Annotated in this window: 22 protein-coding genes; 13 read left to right on the top strand and 9 right to left on the bottom strand. The window is 68.1% G+C overall.

The genetic code is table 11. From position 1 onward, the window contains the following. Nucleotides 1-11 precede the first annotated feature (11 nt). Nucleotides 12-2,447, bottom strand: coding sequence for a hypothetical protein (locus H5T74_14075; GenBank protein MBC7231503.1), 2,436 nt, complete (start codon nucleotides 2,445-2,447; stop codon nucleotides 12-14). A 297-nt stretch (nucleotides 2,448-2,744) separates the two neighbouring features. Here H5T74_14075 and H5T74_14080 point away from each other — a divergent pair, with 297 nt between their 5' ends. From H5T74_14080 to H5T74_14110, 7 genes are all read left to right on the top strand, one after another. Then, entirely contained in the window at nucleotides 2,745-3,413 is a 669-nt protein-coding gene (locus tag H5T74_14080; protein MBC7231504.1) for a hypothetical protein, read from the top strand. 332 nt (nucleotides 3,414-3,745) lie between these two features. Further along, nucleotides 3,746-4,477 carry an acyltransferase gene (locus H5T74_14085; protein MBC7231505.1) on the top strand — a complete coding sequence of 244 codons (732 nt, stop codon included), beginning with the start codon at nucleotides 3,746-3,748 and terminating at the stop codon, nucleotides 4,475-4,477. 152 nt (nucleotides 4,478-4,629) lie between these two features. Further along, on the top strand, nucleotides 4,630-5,268 hold the full coding sequence (locus tag H5T74_14090; GenBank protein ID MBC7231506.1) for a class I SAM-dependent methyltransferase: 639 nt from the start codon (nucleotides 4,630-4,632) through the stop codon (nucleotides 5,266-5,268). A 192-nt stretch (nucleotides 5,269-5,460) separates the two neighbouring features. Continuing rightward, nucleotides 5,461-6,681, top strand: a complete 1,221-nt coding sequence (locus H5T74_14095; protein MBC7231507.1) for a glycosyltransferase — start codon at nucleotides 5,461-5,463, stop codon at nucleotides 6,679-6,681. A 6-nt stretch (nucleotides 6,682-6,687) separates the two neighbouring features. Next, nucleotides 6,688-7,803 carry a glycosyltransferase family 4 protein gene (locus tag H5T74_14100; protein MBC7231508.1) on the top strand — a complete coding sequence of 372 codons (1,116 nt, stop codon included), beginning with the start codon at nucleotides 6,688-6,690 and terminating at the stop codon, nucleotides 7,801-7,803. A gap of 250 nt (nucleotides 7,804-8,053) precedes the next feature. Beyond that, on the top strand, nucleotides 8,054-9,037 hold the full coding sequence (locus H5T74_14105; protein ID MBC7231509.1) for a glycosyltransferase family 2 protein: 984 nt from the start codon (nucleotides 8,054-8,056) through the stop codon (nucleotides 9,035-9,037). Nucleotides 9,038-9,119: 82 nt separating this feature from the next. Further along, a complete protein-coding gene (locus tag H5T74_14110) occupies nucleotides 9,120-9,788 on the top strand; it encodes a hypothetical protein (GenBank protein MBC7231510.1) in 669 nt (222 codons plus the stop codon). A 33-nt stretch (nucleotides 9,789-9,821) separates the two neighbouring features. Here the strand turns inward: H5T74_14110 and H5T74_14115 are convergent, their stop codons facing one another. From H5T74_14115 to H5T74_14125, 3 genes are all read right to left on the bottom strand, one after another. After that, the gene (locus H5T74_14115; GenBank protein MBC7231511.1) at nucleotides 9,822-10,277 is read right to left on the bottom strand and encodes a 4Fe-4S binding protein; all 456 of its coding nucleotides are present in this window, start codon (nucleotides 10,275-10,277) and stop codon (nucleotides 9,822-9,824) included. A 30-nt stretch (nucleotides 10,278-10,307) separates the two neighbouring features. Beyond that, nucleotides 10,308-11,558: a P-loop NTPase gene (locus H5T74_14120; GenBank protein ID MBC7231512.1), complete on the bottom strand. Its 1,251-nt coding sequence runs from the start codon at nucleotides 11,556-11,558 to the stop codon at nucleotides 10,308-10,310. Nucleotides 11,559-11,636: 78 nt separating this feature from the next. Beyond that, complete coding sequence (locus tag H5T74_14125) at nucleotides 11,637-12,065, bottom strand: hypothetical protein (GenBank protein MBC7231513.1); 429 nt, start codon at nucleotides 12,063-12,065, stop codon at nucleotides 11,637-11,639. A 344-nt stretch (nucleotides 12,066-12,409) separates the two neighbouring features. Here H5T74_14125 and H5T74_14130 point away from each other — a divergent pair, with 344 nt between their 5' ends. From H5T74_14130 to H5T74_14155, 6 genes are all read left to right on the top strand, one after another. Further along, entirely contained in the window at nucleotides 12,410-12,604 is a 195-nt protein-coding gene (locus H5T74_14130) for a hypothetical protein (protein ID MBC7231514.1), read from the top strand. Nucleotides 12,605-12,661: 57 nt separating this feature from the next. Beyond that, the gene (locus H5T74_14135; GenBank protein MBC7231515.1) at nucleotides 12,662-12,949 is read left to right on the top strand and encodes a hypothetical protein; all 288 of its coding nucleotides are present in this window, start codon (nucleotides 12,662-12,664) and stop codon (nucleotides 12,947-12,949) included. Between the two features lies 1 nt (nucleotide 12,950). Then, nucleotides 12,951-13,484, top strand: coding sequence for a NifB/NifX family molybdenum-iron cluster-binding protein (locus H5T74_14140; GenBank protein ID MBC7231516.1), 534 nt, complete (start codon nucleotides 12,951-12,953; stop codon nucleotides 13,482-13,484). Beyond that, a complete protein-coding gene (locus H5T74_14145; GenBank protein ID MBC7231517.1) occupies nucleotides 13,478-14,338 on the top strand; it encodes an ATP-binding protein in 861 nt (286 codons plus the stop codon). Before H5T74_14140 ends, H5T74_14145 begins: the two co-directional genes overlap by 7 nt. A 150-nt stretch (nucleotides 14,339-14,488) precedes the next feature. Next, the gene (locus H5T74_14150; protein ID MBC7231518.1) at nucleotides 14,489-15,388 is read left to right on the top strand and encodes an ATP-binding protein; all 900 of its coding nucleotides are present in this window, start codon (nucleotides 14,489-14,491) and stop codon (nucleotides 15,386-15,388) included. A gap of 77 nt (nucleotides 15,389-15,465) precedes the next feature. Beyond that, entirely contained in the window at nucleotides 15,466-15,864 is a 399-nt protein-coding gene (locus tag H5T74_14155; protein MBC7231519.1) for a DUF134 domain-containing protein, read from the top strand. Nucleotides 15,865-16,086: 222 nt separating this feature from the next. Here the strand turns inward: H5T74_14155 and H5T74_14160 are convergent, their stop codons facing one another. From H5T74_14160 to H5T74_14180, 5 genes are all read right to left on the bottom strand, one after another. Continuing rightward, nucleotides 16,087-17,277: a hypothetical protein gene (locus H5T74_14160; protein ID MBC7231520.1), complete on the bottom strand. Its 1,191-nt coding sequence runs from the start codon at nucleotides 17,275-17,277 to the stop codon at nucleotides 16,087-16,089. Nucleotides 17,278-17,281: 4 nt separating this feature from the next. Next, nucleotides 17,282-17,437 carry a hypothetical protein gene (locus H5T74_14165; GenBank protein ID MBC7231521.1) on the bottom strand — a complete coding sequence of 52 codons (156 nt, stop codon included), beginning with the start codon at nucleotides 17,435-17,437 and terminating at the stop codon, nucleotides 17,282-17,284. 15 nt (nucleotides 17,438-17,452) lie between these two features. Beyond that, nucleotides 17,453-18,145 carry a hypothetical protein gene (locus H5T74_14170; protein ID MBC7231522.1) on the bottom strand — a complete coding sequence of 231 codons (693 nt, stop codon included), beginning with the start codon at nucleotides 18,143-18,145 and terminating at the stop codon, nucleotides 17,453-17,455. Beyond that, nucleotides 18,120-18,374 (bottom strand): FAD-dependent oxidoreductase, encoded by a 255-nt coding sequence (locus H5T74_14175; protein ID MBC7231523.1) that lies wholly within the window; start codon nucleotides 18,372-18,374, stop codon nucleotides 18,120-18,122. The genes H5T74_14170 and H5T74_14175 overlap by 26 nt, the downstream gene beginning before the upstream one ends. Before the next feature lie 452 nt (nucleotides 18,375-18,826). Then, nucleotides 18,827-20,338: an NAD(P)/FAD-dependent oxidoreductase gene (locus H5T74_14180; GenBank protein ID MBC7231524.1), complete on the bottom strand. Its 1,512-nt coding sequence runs from the start codon at nucleotides 20,336-20,338 to the stop codon at nucleotides 18,827-18,829.

Consider the following 20,338-nt stretch of genomic DNA (forward strand, 5'->3'; position numbering starts at 1 on the left):
GTACGGCTCCTCTACTCCCAGTCCACGCCCTCTTCGCCCTCGCCGGAGCTCCTCGCTCCCCTGTTCCGCCCTCTCCGCGCGAGCTTCCCGGCGCCCGCCCCTGGCGCCAGGCGGAAACGCTTCTTCTCGGGAAGCCTGAACTCCTCGGGCGGCGCGGCGCTCTTCACATCCCCGCCCTCGGAGCCCGCCCTATCCGCGGCGGGCGCCACCAACTCCGGAGCCGCGGGGACGTTCTCCGCCGCGGCCGCGGCGCCAGCGGCCTGCTCCCCGGCGGCCTCGACCCCTTCTCCGGTGGGCTTGCCGGCGAGCCTGGCGCCCGCCTCCGCCAGCATACGCCGCAGGTGGTCCTGGGCCTCCGCCTCCCCCATGCTCTCGAACTCCCCCTCACGGCGCATCATCCTGATGATGGTCTCGGTTATCTCCCGTACGTTCTCCTCGCCGATGGCATAACGGTGCAGGAACGCATGGTAGTAGGCGGTTATGGCCGCCGTGGCCGATTCCCTCACGTCCTGCTTATCGGAGGTGAGCCCCCTCAACCAGGTCTTGGGGATGGGCTCCCCCCTCTCCCCCTTGCGGCGGAACTCCTCCATCACCCTCTCCCTGGCGCGCGCTTCCTCGCCGCCCGCCGCCGGGATGGTCCTCTCCGGCGCGGGGCGTAAAGCTTCCTTCCCTTCCGACGCCGCCCTGTCCCGCGCGACCGGCCTCCACGTCCGCCGGGCGGCGGGGGGCGTTTCCTCCCCGCCGCTCTCCGCTGCCGTTCTTTCCGGCGTACCGTATGACACCGTACCGGCAGCCGTGCCCCCGGCATGCGCCGCAGCGGCCCCTTTCGCCGAGGGCGCGGTAGGCTCCGGGGCCGGCTCCGGCGCGGGAGCGACCGCCACCCTCCCGCGCCGCGCCTCTTTTTTCGGCGTCGGCGGCGCCTCGGGAGCCGCCTTCACCCCGGACGCATGCATCTCCACCGCCGCGGACATCTCCCTTCGGGGAGTACGGGGCGGGGCGGGGCGCGCCGACGGAGGCGCTGCCGCGGTCGCCGCCTTCCCGGCCTTTCCCGACTTCCGCGCCGCTTCCGCTCCGCTCTCCTTCTCCGTCCCCGCCCCGGCGCGCCCGCGCTCCTTTACCTTGACGTTCACGAGCGCCACCCCCATGGGTTCGATGCCCACGCGCTCGACGTTGCGCAGGGCCTCCTCCGCCGCCTTGCGCGTGCAGCGCTCCGCGTCGATCACCGCCAGGAAGTTCCCTGCCGCCGAGGAGAGCACTGCGGCGTCGACGGACCCCTGCAGTGAGGGCGCGCATACCACAACCTGGTCGAAGACCTCTTCCTGCTCGCGCAGTTCCTCGGTGAAGGCCGGGCTGGACAGGAGGTCGGTGGACCTCTCGGTCCGCGCCCCCGCGGGGAGGAAGAAGAGATTGGCGATGCCGGTCTCCACCATCTTCGTGCGCGGGTCCTCGCCCTTCTCCAGCGCCTCGTGGAGGCCGGCGCGCCCCTCCGCGCCCAGCAGCCGCGAGAGAGCGCGCTCCCTCAGGTCGGCGTCGACGAGCAGCGTCTTACGGCCGGTGTTGGCGATACTCGCGGCCAGGTTGGCGGCCACGGCGGGGGCGGCCGGGAAGGGCACGGCCGGCGCCACCACCAGGGAGGCATGGTCCTCGCGGTGGGAGAGCATCACCCCGGAACGAAGCTCCGCGTATGCCTCCCAGGTGAGCGAGCCCTCGCCGAAGTCGGGCAGCAGATCCCCCGGTCCGGCTCCCTTGACCTTGGGCAGCACGCCCAACACCGGCAAGCCCAGGGATTCCTCCGCCTCGCGCGTGGAGCGGAAATGGGGGTCGAAATACTCGATGAGCACCACCAGGACCAAGCCCAGCACCAGGCCCACGAAGACCCCGAGTCCCAGGTAGGCCATGGGCTTGGGCTGGGTGGGCTTCTGCGGGACCACGGCGCGATTGGTCAGGACGATGTTCCCGTTGAGCAGAAGGTTCTTGAAGCTCTCGTCGTAATATTCGTTGGCCTCGCTCTTCAGGGTCATGAGCTCCATGGTCTCGCCCCAGGTATTGGCGATGTCCGTCACCCGGGTGGGGCTCCTGTCGGTGAAGGTGATCTTCACCGAGGTGGAGTTGGCCTCGGGCATCGCCCCGACCTTCTTCACCAGCTCCTCGGGGCTCAGGTCTATCCCCTGGTTGGCAAGCCTCCGGCTGACCCTCTCCGCCACCTGGACGCTCTCCGCAAAATTGGAGATGGACGGGGTCAGCGCCACGTAAGCCCCCTGGGTCATGGCGTCGGGAAGCCCGGTGGTGCGGTTGATGGGAGCGGTCGCCGAGATGGCGATCTCCACCTTGTACACGGGGCTCTGTACCTGGGCCACAATGGCCGCCGCCAGCGCGGAGACCAGCAGGAGGGCGATGACCATCCACAGTCGCTTGATAATGGCCGGCCCGATATCCTGTAAGCGCATGTTTCAACCTTTCCTCGACCCTCGCGGAATGCCCTTCCGCCCCTCGCCTGCGCAAGCGCCGAAGCCGGGGCACCCCTTCAGCCAGCAGGCTCCATTATAGCAGTTATATCGGTGACTCCCCGGCGGAGGTAAAGCCGGCTCTCCCGTCCGGCGCGTGCGGGGATGTGCGTCCGACGAAGGACCCGCGGGGCCTTTCCCGCGGCCCCATGAAAAAGGCCGGACGAGGGGGGCGTTCCCGAGCCGGCGCGGCCTCGTGCCCCCGACGCCGCTCCCCGCTCCGGAGCGAGGGGAACCCCCATGTCAAGCTGGCGGAGTTCCCGATTCAGCCGCCCCCGCACCTCTAACGAGAGGGTCAAGCGGCTGTGGTATCCGGCCTACGTGACCCTATGCCTCGTCCTGGTGCTCTTTTTCACCCTTCCCGCCGTGGTCCTCACCAACGGCGACCAGTTGCAGAACGAATGGAAGCCCCTGGCGGAAAGGGTGGTGGAGGTGAGCGAGGAGATGGGGAGCGGAAAACCCTACCTGGCCAGCCCCTATTACTTCGCCCCGGCCGAGATCGCCTACTACGCCAAGGACGCCCTGGCGGGATACACGGTGGCCTTTCTGGTATACGAGCACAGCGTCCTGGGTTCCGGGGGGAGCAAGTACGCTCCCTGGATCCCCGTCGACAGCGTGGTAGGAGAGGATCTGGTCTTCGTGGACTGCGAGACCAATCCCGACAACTTCGACACCCCCATCGCCTACTGGGAGCGCAAGCTGCCCGCCTATTTCGAGCACGTCGACCCGCCGGAGACGTTCTCCTACACCAAACGGGGAAAGGACGTGCGCGATTTCTACATCTTCAAGTGTTACGGCTTCAAGGGCTCCGACGGGGAGATGGACCGCAGGGGAGAGGTGCGTGACTTCGTGGACGGGAAGATATCCCGGGCGCCGGGCGCCGGTCGGAGCCTCTCCCGCCTGCCCTGAGGGAGGAGTAGCGAAGGCCGCCGCCGGGAGGAAGGGAAACCGCCTCCCTTTCGCATCCGGTCGGCGTGTAACCTTGGACCCCGCCGGGACATGCAAGTATCGGGGGGAGGGATATCCCTGACGGGATGCCCGCTCGGTCGCCTGAGCCCGCCCTTCTCGGAGCTCCGCCGGGGTCATGCCCGAGACGATGGAACGGGCACTCGTCTTCGCCGTGCGCCCCGCGCCCGGACCCGGGACCCTCAACCCGCGGCCCTGCCGGCCGATTAAAGCATTATAGTGGTGTACGGCGGCGCGAGCGGCCGGCGCGATCTTCCGGAAAGGAGTGGTGGAGGATGGATAGCGAGCATATCCTCAAGCTCGTCAAGGGGTATTCCTTCCTGGCGCGAAACGTCCTGGCGGGGAAGGTCACCAATGCCGTTCTCGACCTCCTCGCCTTCCTCGACTACCGCCTGCTCATGATCCTCTCCATGTGGCACCCCGACCAGGCCACGCGCCTGAAGCTGCTGCGCAAGCGCGGGGTCAACATATCCGAGAAGGCCTGGGTGGACCTGGGGGTGTGGATAGAGATGACCACCCCCCAGTCGGTGGTCATCAAGGATTACGCCAAGCTGGCCTACGGGGTGGTGGTCTATGCCCACGACGCGGCGGTGAACTCCGTGGCCGACCTGCCCATGCGCGTGCAGACCACCACCATCGGCTACAACTCCGCCATCGGGGCCCGCTCCATCATCATGCCCGGGGTGACCATCGGGGAGCACTGCGGGGTGGTGCCGGGATCGGTGGTGACCAAGGACGTCCCCGACCACACGGTGGTGGGCGGGGTGCCTGCGGAGAAGCTCTTCACCTCCGAGGAGCTCGGCCTGGCCTGGCAGGCCGACGTCCTGGCCCGTCCCCACCTCTACTACGACCACCCCAATCCGGGACGAGCGCCCTCCACCCCCTTCGACCACCTTCTGAACTGGCGTGAGAGCGGGGTCAAGATACACGATTACACCGAGCTGCGCACCGGGACCCCCTTCGACTACATACTAGACGCCAAGCAGGCCAGGAAGAAGCGGAGCTGAGGGGAGAAGACGGAAGGAGGGACTGGCGCGAGAGCGGGGTCAAGATACACGATCACACCGAGCTGCGCACCGGGACCCCCTTCGACTACATACTAGACGCCAAGCAGGCCAGGAAGAAGCGGAGCTGAGGGGAGAAGACGGAAGGAAGGGCCTTGTACGACGAGGGTTATTACCTTTATCGGGAATCCACCAGGGATTTCAGGCTGGAGGCGGAGCTGCTCTACCGCTTACTCGCTCCCCGGCCCGGCTGCCGCATCCTGGAGGTGGGTTGCGGAGGCGGCGCGCTGCTCGCCTTCCTGGAATCAAGAGGCTACGAGGCGGTGGGGGTGGACATCTCTGAGGAGGCGGTCAGGCTGGCGGCGCGTGCGGCGCCTCACTGCACCGTGGTAAGGGCCGACGCCTGCGACCTCCCCTTCGGGGACGCCTCCTTTGACCGCCTGGTGAGCCACCACCTGGTGGAACACCTGCCCGACCTGCCCGCCGCGCTGGCGGAATGGCGGCGGGTCCTGGCGACGGGGGGGCGCCTGGCGCTGTGCACCCCGAACCGGCTCTACCCCAGCCCGCATATCTTCGAGGACCCGGGCCACGTGCACATATTCGAGCGCCGCGAGCTGGAGGAGGAGCTTTCCGGGACGGGTTTCAGGGTGGAGGGATCGATGACCGTCTTCCCCCACCTGTGGCGGGACCGCATCAGCGTGGCCGTGGGGGTACCCCTGTATCGCCTCTTCGCGCCCCTGCCGTTTTTTCGCGACCGGGGGCGGAGCATACTGGTGGCGGCCACGGCGTCCTGAGCGGGCGGCCAGGGCGCACCGGGCGCGGCGGACCGAGCGGCCTGACCGGGAAGGCCCGCGTTCAAGGAGCGCCTTGACGCGGAGTACCGGCCCGCGGGTAAAACGGGGACGGAGACGATCGAGGAGCGCTCGCCAGAGAGACGTCGCGCGCCGCGCGGACCGGGCGAACGAGGCGGATAGAAGGAGACCGGGGTGGCCGGATTCAAGGTCCTGATAGTAAACCACGCGGTGGAGATGGGAGGCGCGGAGAGGGTGCTGCTGCGTTTCCTCGACACTCTGGACCGCGGCCTCTTCGAGCCCGCCCTCGCCTGCCCCCACCGCGGCCCCCTGGTGGAGGCGGCGGAAGAGCGTGGGCTCAAGGTACACCTGGGATACCCCGTCCCCCGCCTCCTGGAGATACGCAGGAAATCACTGGGAGGGAGCCCTCTCTCCCGGCTGGCATATCCTTACGATATGGCGCGCACGGTGACCGCGCTGGCCCGCCTCGTACGCGACGAGGGCTACGACCTCGTCCTCACCAACAGCGCCAAGGCGGACATCTATGGCAGCCTGGCGGGCCGCCTGGCGGCAAGGCCGGTGGTATGGCGCCTCCACGACATCGTGGACTACGACGCCTTCAGCGTCCTCAACGTCCTGCTCTTCACGACCTTCGCAGGCCTTTTCGCCGCCAGGGTGCTGGCGGTCTCGGGGGCGGCGCGCGACGCCCTCACGGCGCGCGGGGTGCGCGCGAGCAAGGTGGCGGTGGTCCATAACGGCATCGACGTCAGGAGGCTGGCTTCCTCGTACCGGCGCTCGCTCTCCCGTGAGAAGCTGGCGGAGGAGTTCGGCATCGCTCCGGAAGCGCCGCTGGCCGGGCTGGTGGGAAGACTGGTGGACTGGAAGGGGCCCGACCGCTTCATCGCCGCGGCGGCCGGGGTGGCGCGCGAACTCCCGGCGGCTCGTTTCCTGCTGGTGGGAGACGCCATCTTCGGGGAGGCCTCCTACGTGGACGAGCTGAGGGCGCAGACGCGGCGCCTGGGGCTGGAGGAGCGGGTGGTCTTCACCGGTTTCCGCGAGGACGCGCTGGAGATCACGGCGGGCCTGGACGTCTTGGTGCACGCCTCCCTCCTCCCCGATCCCCTGCCCACGGTGCTCATCGAGGCCATGGCCATGGGGGTGCCGGTGGTGGCGGCCGATGCCGGGGGGGTGCGCGAGATAGTGGAGGACGGGGTGACCGGCAGGCTGGTGCCTCCGGGCGAGGTGGAGGACATGGCGCGGGCCATGATCGCCTTGCTCTCCGACTCCGGGACGGCAACGGCCATGGGAGAGCGGGGCCGCGAGCGCGCCCTGCGCCTTTTCGAGATCGAGCGCCAGTGCCGCCTTTTCGAGGAGGAGCTGCTGTCGGTGCTGCGGGAGCGGGGAAGGAGGGGTTGAGCGGAGATGAGGGTGGGGGTCGAGGGGCGGACGCTGCAGGGCGAGAGGTACGGGGTGGCCCGCTACCTCGTGAACCTGTTGCGCCACCTGGTGGAGCTGGAAGAGGACGACGAGTACCTGGTCTATCTCTCACGCCCCACGCGGCCGCTGGGATTCGAGTCCGCTCGCCTGAAGATGAAGGTGCTGGGGCGTGCCCCCGGGCTTACCTGGCGGCACCTGCGCCTGCCCCTGGCCATGCACCGGGACGGGGTGGACCTGCACTTCTCGCCCTCCTACTTCCTCCCCCTCCTCAAGGTGTGCCCCTCGGTGGTGGTGGTTCACGACATAACCTTCAAGGTGCACCCCGAGTGGTTCGCGGCCGACAAGCGCTTCCGCTTCGACGACCTCTTCTGGCGCGAGGTGAGGCGGGCGGAGCGCATCGTCACCGTGAGCGAGCATTCCAGGGGCGACATCGTGCGCCTCCTGGAGGTGGAGCCCTCGCGGGTGACGGTCATCCCCGAGGCCGCCGACCCCTTCTTCCGCCCCGTGCGCGACGAGGCGCTTTTGGAGGAGGTCCGCTCCAGGTACGGGCTCGGGCGGGAGTTCCTCTTCACCGCCGGCGCCATCCACACCAGGAGGAACCTGGAGCGGCTCATCGAGGCGGTCTCGCTGGCCTCGCGGGAGCTGGGGCGGGAGCTGGAGCTGCTCATCCTGGGCATGCCCGCGCCCTTCACCCCACCCGTGGACATCTGGGGCACCGCGCGCCGTTGCGGCATGGAGGGCAGGCTCAAACACCTGGAATACGTCTCCGACGAGGACCTGCTCCTGCTCTACAACGCATGCGGGGCTTTCGTCTATCCTTCCCTTTACGAAGGCTTCGGGCTTCCGGTGATCGAGGCCATGGCCTGCGGCGCACCCGTGGCCTGCTCGAAGGTCACCTCCCTGCCGGAGGTGGCGGGCGAGGCGGCCCTCTATTTCGATCCCGAGAACGTGGAGGACATGGCCCGGGCCGTCTCCCGTCTGGCGGGCGACGCCGCCCTGCGCGAGGACCTATCCCGGGCGGGGATGAGCCGGGCGGCCTCCTTCTCGTGGCGGCGAGCGGCGGAGGAGACGCGAAGGGTGTTCGCGGAGGTGCTGGGATGACTGAAGAGCCGGGCGCGGCCGTCAGCCTCGCGGAGAGCCCGCTGCCAGGGCCAGGCACGGCCCCGCGGCGAGGGGCGCGGGCGGCGTGGGAGCATGAGGCGGGGGAGGAGGGGCCGGCCTCGCTTTCCCTGCGTCTGCGCGGCGACGGGGATATCCCGTTTATCCGTCACCCCTCAGTTGACGATAATGCTGGTGTGGACGGGGCGACCCGGCTTGGGACGGCGGTCATGAGAGAAGAAAGGCGATGCGCATGACGGGAGGAGACGGAAACGCGGCTTACCGGCCTCGGGTGAGCGCGGTAATCCCCAACTGGCACCGCAAGAACGACCTGCGGGAGGCGCTGCTGGCCATCAAGGCGCAGACCTATCCCGTGGAGGAGATCATCGTGGTTGACAACAATTCCCAGGACGGCACGCGGGAGATGATCGAGGAGGAGTTCCCGGAGGTGATGTTCATCCAGTCCCCGCACAACATCGTCATCCAAGCCCTGAACATCGGGGCCAAGACCGCATCCGGAGACATCATCCTCCACCAGGACAACGACGGAGTGCTCGCCCCCGACGCCGTGGAGCGCATGGTCAGGGTCTTCGCGTCCGACCCCGCCATCGCGGTGGTGCACTCCAAGAATCTCTACTACGACACCGGCGAGGTCTTCGACCCCATGCGCTGGTTCACCCCCGAGGAGCACGCCTCGGAGGGGGTGTTCGACGTGCCCAGCTTCCACGGCAACGGGGCCATGATACGCCGCGACGTGCTGGAGGAGATCGGTTACATCGAGCCGGAGATCCAGCTCTACCAGTTCGAGCGCAACATCTCCGCCAAGGCCATCGACCGCGGCTACCGCATCGTCTACCACCCCGGGTCAGTGATCCGCCATAAGATATCGCGCGAAGTGCGCAACCCGGGACATCGCCTCTACATCACCATGACCGGAGGATGGTGGTACCTGGCGCGCTTCTATCCCGTGGGGAAAGCCCTGGAAAAATCCCTCTATTACCTGGTGTTCTTCGTGCTATACTCCATCAAGCACCGCACGTGGCGGGATTTCTTCCGCGGCATCTTCGATACCCTGTTGGGACTTCCGCAGGTGCTGCGCGGGAGAAAGGTGGTGTCGCGCGAGACGGTACGTAAGCTGGAGAGCAAGCCCTACGAGACCTCCATGATCCTCTACGGGTCCCGGGACACGGTGCGCAAGTGGCTGGCCTCCAGACGCAGTGGAAAGAAAACCAGATAATGCCATGATATAAGAAAGGCACGGCTGGCCCGCAGGGGGCGGGCGAAAGGCCGGGGAAAGAGCGGACGAGGAGGTGTAGGGATTGAGTGAAGGCGCCGCGATGCATCTACTCGAGGACCTCCGGCTGGCGGTCAAGCGCAAGGGGATCGGAGGCCTGTTCCGGGACATCTTCCTGCATCCCGGCAACCAGGCCATCGCCCTCTACCGCATCTACCGCATGCTCTACCTCAAAGGCCATATCAACCTGGCCTTTCTCGGGTATCGCCTGAATTACTTCCTCTGCGGGGTGGAGATCCATCCCGACGCCGACATAGGCCCAGACTTCCACCTCGACCACCCCGTGGCCACCCTCATCGGGAGGCAGACCCGTATCGGCAGGGGGGTGCGCATCTATTCCCACGTGGCGGTGGGGGCGGTGGGACTGCCGGAGAACAAGCCCTTCATGGACATAAGGGATTACGTTCAGATATATCACGGGGCCATGGTGGGAGGGAGCGCCACCATCGGGGAGTATGCCCAGATCGGCCTCAACGCCGTGGTCTGGGACATGGACGTGCCGCCCTACTCGGTGGTGGTGGGCAACCCGGCGCGCGTCATCCGCGTGGAGGGCAAGCGGGTAAACCCCGACGATTACAAGGGCTACAAGTACGACCCCTCACATTTCCACGGACCGCCTCCCGAACACGACCCCGACAGGGAGCCGGAGCGCACCGAATCCTGGATCGATCCCGCATCCTTCCTCAAGAAATAGGAGGGACCCCTTCTCTGACCGGGTCCTCTCGGTTCAGCCGCGGCCTCCGTGCCAGCGGTGCCTTCCCGCGCCCGCCCGCCCCGCCGGGCCGCGCGTCCCGGCGCTCCCGCCCCGGGAACGCGGTGTTTTCGCGGCGCCCGCGGAGATCCGGCCCGCCAGCCTCAACAGGGCCCGCGAGAGCACGGGCAGGAGCGCCACCGCGGCCGCCGCCTTCTCCCTCGGGGTGAGGGAGAGGGCCTTCGGCCTCACGGCCAACCGCGATCCCCGCGGGGCGGACGCAGCCGGCTCCCCTCCGCGCTCCCGGGTCGCGGGCAGGACCTCGTACTCGTAGACGGCGCCCTGTGGGCACTCGTCGCCGCATGCGCCGCAGGAGGTGCATGAACCTTCGTCTATCACCGCTGCCCGGCCCCGGATGGATATGGCCCCGGCGGGACAGCGCTCGATGCAGAGGCCGCAGCCCGTGCAGGCGTCCTCGTCCACCGCGTACATCGCAGCCGCACTCTCTCCCGCCGCCGGCGCTCAGTGGTCGCAGACGTTGTCGCCCAGCTCCAGGGTGCCCGACAGGTAGTCCCTGACCAGCCGCAGCGGCTCGGCCTGCGGCGCCCCGCAGAGCACCCTGACCCCGCTCTCGGCGAAGATCTGCTGCGCCCTAGCGCCCATGCCCCCGGCGATGACCGTCTTCACGCCCTTCTCCGCCAGCCAGCGCGGCAGCAGGCCGGGCTCGTGGGGCGGCGCCTCGCATACCTCCCTCACCGCGGGCTCGCCGTTTTCCCCCACTTCCACCAGCGTGAACCGCTCGCAATGCCCGAAGTGAGCGCAGAGCAGCCCGTTCTCCGTCGGTATGGCAAATATATCCATCTCTCCCTCCTTGCCTTCCGCCTTATCCTCGCCACGCGCATCCGCCCGCCCGACCACCGCGGACTCGACCCCGCCGCCCTCCGCCTCCGCGGCGGAGGTCAGGGCGACCACCCTGTCCACCATCTCGTCGAGCGCGCCCGCCACTCCCTCCAGGTCGCGGTAGAAACCCTTCTTCGCGCCCCCGCGGTCCGCCCAGGCCGCGAACTCGCCGTCCAGGGGGAGCGAAGCCAGCAGCTCCACGCCCATCCTCTCGGCCATGCCCTTCGCCCCGTCCCGCCCGAAGACGTCGATGCGCCCGCCGCAGTGGGGGCAGACCAGGCCGCTCATGTTCTCCACCACGCCGAGCATGCGCATGCCGATGCGCCGGCAGAAGGCGATGGACTTGCGCACGTCGGCCATGGCCAGCTCCTGCGGGGTGGTGACGATGAGCCCGAAGGCGTCGGGTATGAGCTGGGCCACGCTCAGGGGCTCGTCGCCCGTCCCGGGGGGCGAGTCTATGACCAGGTAATCGAGGTCCCCCCAGTGGATGTCCTCCATGAACTGGCGGATGGCGGTCATCTTCAGGGGCCCCCTCCAGATCACGGCGCCGTCCCGGTCCTCCAAAAAGAGGCCGATGGAGATGACCTTGAGGTTGAAGGCGATCTCGGCGGGGAAGATGCCCGTCTCGTCGCCCATGACCCGCTGGCCCTCGATGCCGAAGATCACCGGTATGCTGGGACCGTGGAAATCCACGTCCATGACCCCCACCCGGAAACCCCGCTCCGCCAGACCCAGGGCCAGGGCGGCGGCGATGGAGCTCTTGCCCACCCCGCCTTTGCCGCTTAGCACCATGATCTTTTTCTTCACGCCGGCGAAGTTGGGGTGCTGCCCGGGCATCACCTTCTCTCCGCAATCGCCTTTACATGTCGCCACTGTCCTTCACTGCTCCTTTCCTGAATCTCCGGCCGGATCAGGCAGGCGCAGGACCTCGCATGCCTTTCCGGCCGTCGCTCAACGCTCCGCCCCCGCCTCCGTCTTCTCCGCGGCGGGACCCTCGCGGCGCGGCGGATGCACCCGGCCGGGGTCGTCCACGAGGCGGCCCTTCAGGTATGCCTCCACCGCCGCCTCCACCTCCTCCTCGGGCGTGGTCACGGGCAGCACGTCCCGCCTCAGCAGCCCCACGTACGCGTTCTCTCCCATCCCCCGGCAAATGACCACGCGCACATCCGGAAGCAGGCGCTCCATGAGCTCCCAGCATCCCGCCTGGGTATCGTCCTCCTCCCGTGAGCATCCTTCGCGGTTCGCCCTCATCTCCCAGTCGAGCACCCTCCCCTTCGCCACCGTGTACACGGCGAAAAGGGGGGCGGAGCCGAAATGGCCGGCTATCCTCTTTCCGTCCGTGGTGGCCACGGCCACCTTGTGCTCGCGATCGACGATCATCGCCCGACGCTTCCTCTCCTTCTCCGCCCGCGCCGTCCCGGGTCCCGCCCCGGCCCGGCGCCGAGGCCCGCCGTAAGCGGCGCGGGATGGAAATGCGGCCTTCTCGGCCGCTTCCTCCCCGGCGCCTCGACCTCGCATCGGGGTCTTGCTCGCGGGCGGATCCGTGCCTTCTCGCTCACGGTTAGATTATATAGCATTATTGGCATATGTCCAGTATCTTTTCGCGCCGGGCGGCCTGACTCACGCTTCCCCCGTCAAATAGTGCTTTACATATGCCCGTAATCATATTATCATCGGTTATGGGCATATGCCTTATTAGGTCCGCGAGCGGGATGCGCGGAGACATGGAGGTGAGGATATTGGCCGGATTCGGAAGAGGACGCGGAGGCGGCAGGCCCGCAGGCGGGCGCGGCCTCGGGGGCACCAAGGTCTGCCGCTGTCCGAGATGCGGCTACACCGAGCCGCACACGCGGGGCATACCCTGCTTCACCAGGAGCTGCCCCAAGTGCGGCGCCCGCATGGCGGGAGCCAATTGCTGAGAGACGGTTCATACGGCGCCCCCCCGGGGCGCGGAAAGAGAAAAGGAGGGAACGGACATGGGATACGGACACCGGAACATGTATTACCTCACCGGGCAGCCGGGCTGGATGAGGCTCGGCTACAGCCCCGGCTGGGCCGGGAGGAGCCGCAGCGGCCTGGGGCCCTGCGCGGAGTACATCCTCACCGGCAGGTGGCCGGCCCCGGCGGCGCCCTTCGCGCCCCCGACGGCCCAGGCCGGGTTCGCGGGCGAGCTGGAGCTGCTCAAAGCCCAGGCGGAGAGGATGGAGCAGACCCTGGCACAGATCCGCGAGCGCATCGACAAGCTGGAGAAGGAAGGGGCCTGAGATGAAGGCCGCCATATCCAGCGCCGGGCCCGGCCTCGACAGCGGGGTGGATCCCCGCTTCGGGCGCTGCGCCTACCTCATCCTCTACGACCTGGACAGCGGGGAATGGGAGGCCGTGCCCAACGCCAACCGGGACGCGGGCGGAGGGGCCGGCATCCGCACCGCCCAGCTCGTGATCGACCGGGGGGCCGGCGCGGTGGTCACCGGCAACATCGGCCCCAACGCCATGCAGGTCCTTTCCGGCCAGGTCAAGGTGCATACCGGCTTCCAGGGCACCGTCAGCGAGGCCGTGCAGGCCTTGAAGGAAGGCAGGCTGTCCGAGACCGCCTCCGCCACCGTGAGGGACCATGCCGGCATGGCCGGCGGCCCCGCGGCGGGCGGCGGTCCCGCGACCGGCCCGGGACCCGCGGCTCCGGGCGGCATGGGCATGGGCGGGATGCCCGGCCCGGGCGGCGGCCACGGAGGCACCTGGCGCGGGGGGAGAGGCCGCGGCGGCTGCGGCAGGGGTGGCGGCAGGGGAGCGGGCCGTTGGTGATCACCGTCGCCGCCGGCAAGGGCGGCACCGGCAAGACGCTGGTGGCGGTGAACCTGGCCCTTTCTCTGCAGCGGTCCGGGATCGAGACCACCCTGGTGGACGCGGACGTCGAGGAGCCCAACGACCACCTCTTCGTCAAGCCGGCCATATCCGGCCGCAGGGAGGTCACCGTGGCCATACCCCGCGTCGACGAGGGCCTCTGCGACCGCTGCGGCGAATGCTCGTCCTTCTGCGCCTACGGGGCCTTGGCCACCACCCCGGACCGCGTGATCGTCTTCGACGACCTCTGCCACGGCTGCGGAGGGTGCGCCCTCATCTGCCCGGCGGGGGCGATAAGTGAGGTGGAGCGGGTCATCGGGACGGTGGAGGAAGGCCGCACCGGCGAGGGCATGGGCTTCATGCAGGGCCTGCTGGAGATCGGCGAGCCCAAGGCCACCCCCATCATCTCCTCCATGAAGGAAGGCCTCGACCCCCACAGGGTGAACGTGGTGGACTGCGGGCCCGGCACGGGCTGCGCGGTCATGGGCACCGTGCACGGGTCCGACGTCTGCGTCATGGTCACCGAGCCCACCCCCTTCGGGCTGCACGACCTGGACATGGCGGTGAGGATGGCCGCGGCCCTGGGGGTCCCGTCGCTGGTGGTGGTGAACAAGGACATCCCCGGGGAGACGGAGGTGAGGCGCTTCTGCGCCGAGCGCGGCCTGGAGATCGCTCTCTCCATACCCTTCTCCCTGGAGATCGCGCGCCTGACCTCCAGCGGCGTCAACCTCGCGGACTCGGGTGAGGAATGGCGCCGCCTCTTCCTCTCCCTCTACGAGCGCACGGCGTCCCTGGCGCGCAGCGGGGGTGACTGAGATGAGGCCCCTCTACACATGCAGAGGGAACACCGCCGATCCCCGACATCTCAGAGGGGAACGGGGAGCGCCATGGGTGGGATATGACCTGAGCGGCACATCGACCGTCGACGGACCTTTTTTGAACGGCGCGGAGCGGAGGTAACGGGGATGAAACAGCTGATCGTACTGAGCGGCAAGGGAGGGACGGGCAAGACCACGGTCACCGCCTCCCTGGCGCAGCTCCTCCAACCGGTGGTGCTCGCGGACTGCGACGTCGAGGCGCCCAACCTCCACCTCCTGCTCTCGCCGCGGGTGGAGAGGTCTTTCCGGCTGAGCGTCTCGCGCAAGGCGAGCATCGACCCCCGGGCCTGCGACGGCTGCGGCGCCTGCGCGGAGAGCTGCCGCTACGGGGCCATAGCCGGCTCCGAGACCCCTTCCGTGGATGCCTTCCGCTGCGAGGGATGCGGCGTCTGCGCGCGGGTCTGCCCCCGGGAAGCCGTCTTCTTCCTCGAGCCCGAGGGAGCGGAGGTATACGTCGGCTCCACCCCCTACGGCCCCATGGTAGGGGCGGAGCTGGCGGTGGGCGAGGAGGCCTCGGGCAAGGTTGTGAGCAGGGTGCGCATGGAGGCGCAGCTGCTGGCCCTGGACGCCGCCCTGCCCCTGGTGGTGGTGGACGGCTCTCCCGGCACCGGTTGCCCGGTGATCGCCTCCATGAGCGGAGCGGACCTCACCCTCATCGTCACCGAGCCCTCGCTCTCGGGGCTGCACGACCTGGAGCGCATCCTGGGGGTGGCGCGGCACTTCGGCGTGCCGGCCCTGGTGTGCGTGAACAAGAGCGACCTCGTGCCCGAGCTGGCGCGCGGGATAAGGGAGAGATGCGGCTCCCTGGGCATAGAGGTGGCTGCCGAGGTCCCCTTCAGCGAGGCGGTGGTGGAGTCGCTGCGCCGCGGCCTGCCCCCGGTGGGCAACGTGCCCCGCGAGGTGGAGGAGCCCCTGCGGGCTCTCGCCGTGGCGGCGGCCGGGCGCCTGGGGGTGGCGGTGTCCGGAACGGCCGCGCGGCAGGAGTGACGGGCGAGATGACAAAGCGGCCGCGTTGGCATATATATTAGGTAACGCGGCGGCGGCAAAGGCAAGGGAGTGATGGTTTGGCCAGACCGGTGAAGCCCAAACTGGTAGGGGAAGCGCCCCGGGCGGACTACTTCAAGCCCCGCGGCATCCCCATGGCCCAGCTCGAGGAGGTGAACCTCACCGTCGAGGAGCTGGAGGCCCTGCGCCTGGTGGACCTGGAGGGGATGTACCAGGAGGACGCCGCCAGGGAGATGGGGGTGTCCCGCCAGACCATCCAGCGCATGATCACCGAGGCCAGGGCGAAGGTCATCGAGGCCTTGGTGTCCGGCAAGGCCCTGCGCATCGAGGGCGGGAGCTACATCCTCAAGGAAGGCCCCGGCCGGTACCGCTGCGGCCGCTGCGGCGACGAGTTCCCCTCCCGGCACGGCCGGAAGGGCCGGGGGTGGGCGTGCCCCTCCTGCGACTCCAGGGAATGAGCCGCTTTCCCCGGCCGGTTCTTACAGGTTCTCATAAATCCATCACGCGGGCGAAGTCGGCTGCGGCGCCCATCGCGCATCCGCCGAAAAAGGATGCCGCCGCATCGCGCGCGGCATCCCGGTCACGTCCCCGTCCACGTCCTCACTCCTCACCCCGCCGCAAAAAGGATGCCCCCGCATCGCGCGCGGCACCGGCCACAGCGCCGGGGCGGCCTTCGCCGGTTAGGGGATAAACCTCCTGAAGGGCACGTCCACGGGGACCTTTCCCCTGCGCAGGGTGAGGATGATATGCTCGGTTATGGTCTCGCCTTCCAGCTCCACCCTCTCGCCCTCGAAATCTACGTACCCGGAGTAGGCGGCCTCGAAGCGGTAGTAGCACGGCTGCGACAGCCTGGCGAGGGGACCCCTCGCAAAGGCCGGGACACCCATGTTCTCCAGCAGGTCAATGTGTTCGGGGACGTTGTCCACCCTGAACTCCACCTCGCCCGTGATCCCCCGCTCCCCGAAGCGGAAGCCGTAACGGTGCGGGTAGGCCTGGATGCCGAAGGCGTCCATGGCATAGTCCTGGTAATGCCATTCCACGCGCAAGGTCTCCAGCACCAGCCGGTCGCCCCTGGCCACCAGCAGCATGGGGATATGGGCACCTCCACAGGAGCGGCCGCAGATGACGTCGGCGAAGAGCGTGGTGATGCCGCTTTCGCGGTGCATCAGCCTCCCCCAATGCCAGCGCTCTATCATGAGCGAAGGTGGAAGATTGCCCCAGTTATGGTCGTGATAACCCTCTCCCCTCACCTCTACCGTTCCTCCCGGAAAGGAGAGCGTCCCCTTTACCTCCGCCCGCGGCTGGGGCACCAGCCAGCCGAATACCAGGGGGTAGGACGGATATCCGAACATCATCTGTCCGTTTCCCAACGCCCATCCCGGAAGCAGGCTCTTGAAAACGAGGTGCGCGGCGAACTCGCCGTGCTCGAGGTCCACCCGGTACTCGGGGTATCCCCCGCGTATGCGGTTTTCCGCCAGTTCCACGTCGCATTCCAGCGAGGAGGCCCTGAAGCGCGAGCGCGGGATGTCGATATGGTTGTTGTAGAAGGTGCCGTCGGGCAGATAGACGTGCAGCCACATCAAGGCCTTGGTTGCGCTGAACTTCCAGGTGTCGGGGTCCATAAGCCCGCAGACCACGGCGTGTCCGTCCTCGAATTTCGCGTCGAAATACCACCACTCGAAACCGAACCTGCCGCCGGGTCGGTGCGCGGCGTCGAAATGATCCGGGATGCCACGGTTGAGGTCCTCGGGGTGACGCCCCGCCGGCAGGCCTTGGAAAAACACCGGCACCTTTCGCTTTCCCGGCAGTGCCGCCGCCAGCATATGCCGCAGAGGCGCTCCCGCCACCGCTTTTGCCTCGCGTTCCCTCATCCTCTCACCCCCCGCGCAAAGAGACCTGCCCCGCTTCCACCTGACGGAAGCCGGGTATCTGGTAGGACATTATTTTCGCGTAGAGCCCGGGCCGGGAGCGCGAGATGCCCAGGAAGGCGCGCATCGCGTGCCTGCGCATGGCCATGGGGGTCGCGTCCATGAGCCGCCTCAAGGCCTAGGCCTTGCGGTAGAAGGAGAGCACGCCACGGAAGAGCCCGTATGCCTTCGCCTTGTCGTCCACCGCCGTGGCCGCGATCTTTCCGCTCAGCAGGGAAGCGTGCACCCCGAAGAGGAACAGGGGGTCGTTCATGGAGGCCAGCGTGCCTGCGATGATCTTGTCTCCCACGAAGAGCCTGGGGTTGTCGAGGGCCCTCACCGCCACCGCGCCCTGGAAGAGACGCCATTCCCTGAACTCCACTCCCTCGTCCCGCTTCAGCATCTCCGCCCATCGGTCCACCAGCTCGCGCCTCACCGGCCCCCCGCGGTCGAAGAAGAGGGCGTAGGCGATGCCGTTGGCATTGGCGAGATAGCAGTAGTCGCGGGTCAGGTCGCCGAAGTAAGCCACCGCCTTCGGCTCCCCCTCGTACCTTGTGGTGGAGGTGTAACCGTAGACCTGCCGGAAGGGAATGTCCAGGGCCAGAAAGGACTCGAGATGCAGGCCGGTGGCGATGATGCTGTTGGGCGGAAGCTCCTCGAGGTCCGCCTGGGAGCGCAGGCGCCAGCCGAACTCGAACGACACGCCCGCCTCCAAGGCCGATCCATACAGGTAGTTCTCTATGGAGGTCGAACGCGCTCCCCTCTCCACCGCGTGAAGGTGCAGTAGGCCGCCGTCTATATCGTACTTATCGCCGTAAGCATAGGAGCGCATGGTGCGCGTCGGGGTCACCTGCGGGGGATTTCAGCTCCACCCCTATGTACGATCCCAGGCGGTCGGGCAGCATGGGTGTGGAGTCCACCGAGGGATGGTTTTCGGGCTCTCCCCCTACTCTGTCGTATTTTTCCAGCACCGTCACCTTATGGCCCGCGCGGGCGCAGTTTATCGCCGCCACCAAGCCCGATAGACCGGCGCCTACCACGGCTATCTCCGCCATCCCCATCACCCCTTCCCTAAACAAGCCGATCCCTGCCGAACACAGGCGATATACCCGCGATGCAGTCCGCAACCATCGGCGCTCGTCTCAAACCCTGTTTTACCATCGATACGGGAAACCGGCCCCATACCGCCCCCGCAAGAGAGAACCTCCGCCCGGAACCCGGTATCCACTTACCAGGCGTTCCTCGCCTTTTTCCGCCACGGGTGGCTCGGACAAGGCTTCGGCATCGGATCCCCCGCTCTCCTCCATGGTCACCGCCATAACGATTCCCATCCCTTGTACGACAAGCGACCTTGGGACGCCGCTCGTGCTCCCGCGCCTCCCTCCGCGCAAGCAGCGGCAGATCACGGCTCGTATCCCCTTCGCCACGCAAGTCACCGTCTCGCCAAGACCGCTCCCTTCCAGGCGGCGCCCTGCAAGCCCGCTCCCGCGCGGCAAAGGCGCCGCGTCTGCGATCAGGTCAACAAGCCCGAGAGGTAGAGGGCGCTCGCCGCCGCCTGTTCCGTCCCCACGCCCCGCGCCCCCGCGTCCGTGCCCACCAGCCACAGGCCCTCCACCGGGGTGCGGCAGGAGGGCTTGGCGATGCCGGTCTGCCCCACGCACTGGGCGAGGCCGATGCATTCCCCCGTGGGCTTACCGGTGATGGCCGCGGTGTGGGCGATGTGGGTGCGCATGATCCATTCCGCGCCGTCCTTCACCGCGGGGAAGAGCTCGCACAGCCTCTCCTCCGCGCGGTCCAGGATGCGCTCGCACTGCTCCACCCTCTCCGGTGTGACCTCGCTGGGGCCGGGGACGCCCATGATGAGGAGCTGCTTTCCCACCGGGGCCACGCGAGGATCCCATTCCGAGGGCATGGGCACGAAGAGCAGGGGGTCCTCCGGCACCCCGCCCTCCTCCATATCCTCCTCTATATAATCGAACATATGGTCGGGGTGGACGTGGGGCTTGTTGAAGAAGCTCGGCGCCCCCACATCCACCACCCGGCGCGCCAAGCCGTATTTGGCGGTGATGAAGGAGTAGGAGTAGCGCAGCCCCCGCACGTAGGCCGCGTATTCCGGGGGGAAGTTCTCCTCCCCCGCCAACTCCAGGGTGCGCTTGATCCCCGCGTTGGAGACCACCAGCTCGGCGGGGAAGAACTCCCCTTCCCGGCTCTCCACTCCCCGCGCCCTGCCGTTCTCCACCCTGATACGGGCGGCCTCGCATCCCAGGCGGAGGTCGCCTCCCGCGCGCAGGAAGGCGCGCATAAAGGAGCCGGGTATCTCGCGCGCCGAGCCGCGCGGCACCCCCAGGCTGCGGTTGCGGTAGATGGATGCGTAGCACCACAGGAACTCCCCCGCCGCGGCCTCGGAGTAGGGCACCACCAGGAGCACCATGCACAGGGTGGCGAGAGTGCCCAGGAAACCGAGGTCGTCGGTGACGCGGTGGGCGAACTCCTGCAGGGTGATGCCGTCGAGCTCGGTCAGCAGGGCCTCGTCGCGCCTCGCGATGCGCACCACGGCGTCGAGCACCTCGCGGGGGCGCATGCGCTTCGCGGCCCGATAGGTCTCCTTCTCCAGCAGGCGCATGCGCCTGGCCGCGTCCCGCCGCCCCTCCCTGGCGACGCGCCGATCCATGGCCACCGCCTTGAGGTTCTCCAACAGCCCCCGGGGGTCGAACTGGTTCTGGTAGGCCAGCATGTGCACGCGCCCGCTGCTGATGATGTCGGACATGGGATCGGCCACGCACCATTCCAGGTCCCCGCCCACCCGGCGGTCCAGCTCCGCGTGCGGGCCGCGCGGCCCCATGGAATACATGTGCACGCCGGAATCCACCACGTAGCCGTCCCTGACGAAGGAGGAGCATTTACCACCGTAATAGCCGTTTTTTTCCAGCAGGGTGACCTGGTGCCCCCGGGTCTGCAGCAGGGCCGCTATCCCCGCTCCCCCGATACCGGAGCCGATGACCACCACTTTCCTGCTCCGCTCCAT

The organism is Actinomycetota bacterium, from assembly GCA_014360645.1.
Lineage (GTDB): Bacteria > Actinomycetota > Geothermincolia > Geothermincolales > RBG-13-55-18 > Solincola_B.

Bases quoted from the DNA above. Each gene is read 5' to 3' on its own strand.
- H5T74_14075 (MBC7231503.1), bottom strand. From the start codon at position 2,447: ATGCGCTTACAGGATATCGGGCCGGCCATTATCAAGCGACTGTGGATG.
- H5T74_14080 (MBC7231504.1), top strand. From the start codon at position 2,745: ATGTCAAGCTGGCGGAGTTCCCGATTCAGCCGCCCCCGCACCTCTAAC.
- H5T74_14170 (MBC7231522.1), bottom strand. From the start codon at position 18,145: ATGCGCTCCTATGCTTACGGCGATAAGTACGATATAGACGGCGGCCTA.
- H5T74_14125 (MBC7231513.1), bottom strand. From the start codon at position 12,065: ATGATCGTCGATCGCGAGCACAAGGTGGCCGTGGCCACCACGGACGGA.
- H5T74_14130 (MBC7231514.1), top strand. From the start codon at position 12,410: ATGGAGGTGAGGATATTGGCCGGATTCGGAAGAGGACGCGGAGGCGGC.
- H5T74_14105 (MBC7231509.1), top strand. From the start codon at position 8,054: ATGACGGGAGGAGACGGAAACGCGGCTTACCGGCCTCGGGTGAGCGCG.
- H5T74_14160 (MBC7231520.1), bottom strand. From the start codon at position 17,277: ATGAGGGAACGCGAGGCAAAAGCGGTGGCGGGAGCGCCTCTGCGGCAT.
- H5T74_14100 (MBC7231508.1), top strand. From the start codon at position 6,688: ATGAGGGTGGGGGTCGAGGGGCGGACGCTGCAGGGCGAGAGGTACGGG.
- H5T74_14085 (MBC7231505.1), top strand. From the start codon at position 3,746: ATGGATAGCGAGCATATCCTCAAGCTCGTCAAGGGGTATTCCTTCCTG.
- H5T74_14135 (MBC7231515.1), top strand. From the start codon at position 12,662: ATGGGATACGGACACCGGAACATGTATTACCTCACCGGGCAGCCGGGC.
- H5T74_14115 (MBC7231511.1), bottom strand. From the start codon at position 10,277: ATGTACGCGGTGGACGAGGACGCCTGCACGGGCTGCGGCCTCTGCATC.
- H5T74_14175 (MBC7231523.1), bottom strand. From the start codon at position 18,374: ATGGGGATGGCGGAGATAGCCGTGGTAGGCGCCGGTCTATCGGGCTTG.
- H5T74_14180 (MBC7231524.1), bottom strand. From the start codon at position 20,338: ATGGAGCGGAGCAGGAAAGTGGTGGTCATCGGCTCCGGTATCGGGGGA.
- H5T74_14150 (MBC7231518.1), top strand. From the start codon at position 14,489: ATGAAACAGCTGATCGTACTGAGCGGCAAGGGAGGGACGGGCAAGACC.
- H5T74_14165 (MBC7231521.1), bottom strand. From the start codon at position 17,437: ATGGACGCGACCCCCATGGCCATGCGCAGGCACGCGATGCGCGCCTTC.
- H5T74_14140 (MBC7231516.1), top strand. From the start codon at position 12,951: ATGAAGGCCGCCATATCCAGCGCCGGGCCCGGCCTCGACAGCGGGGTG.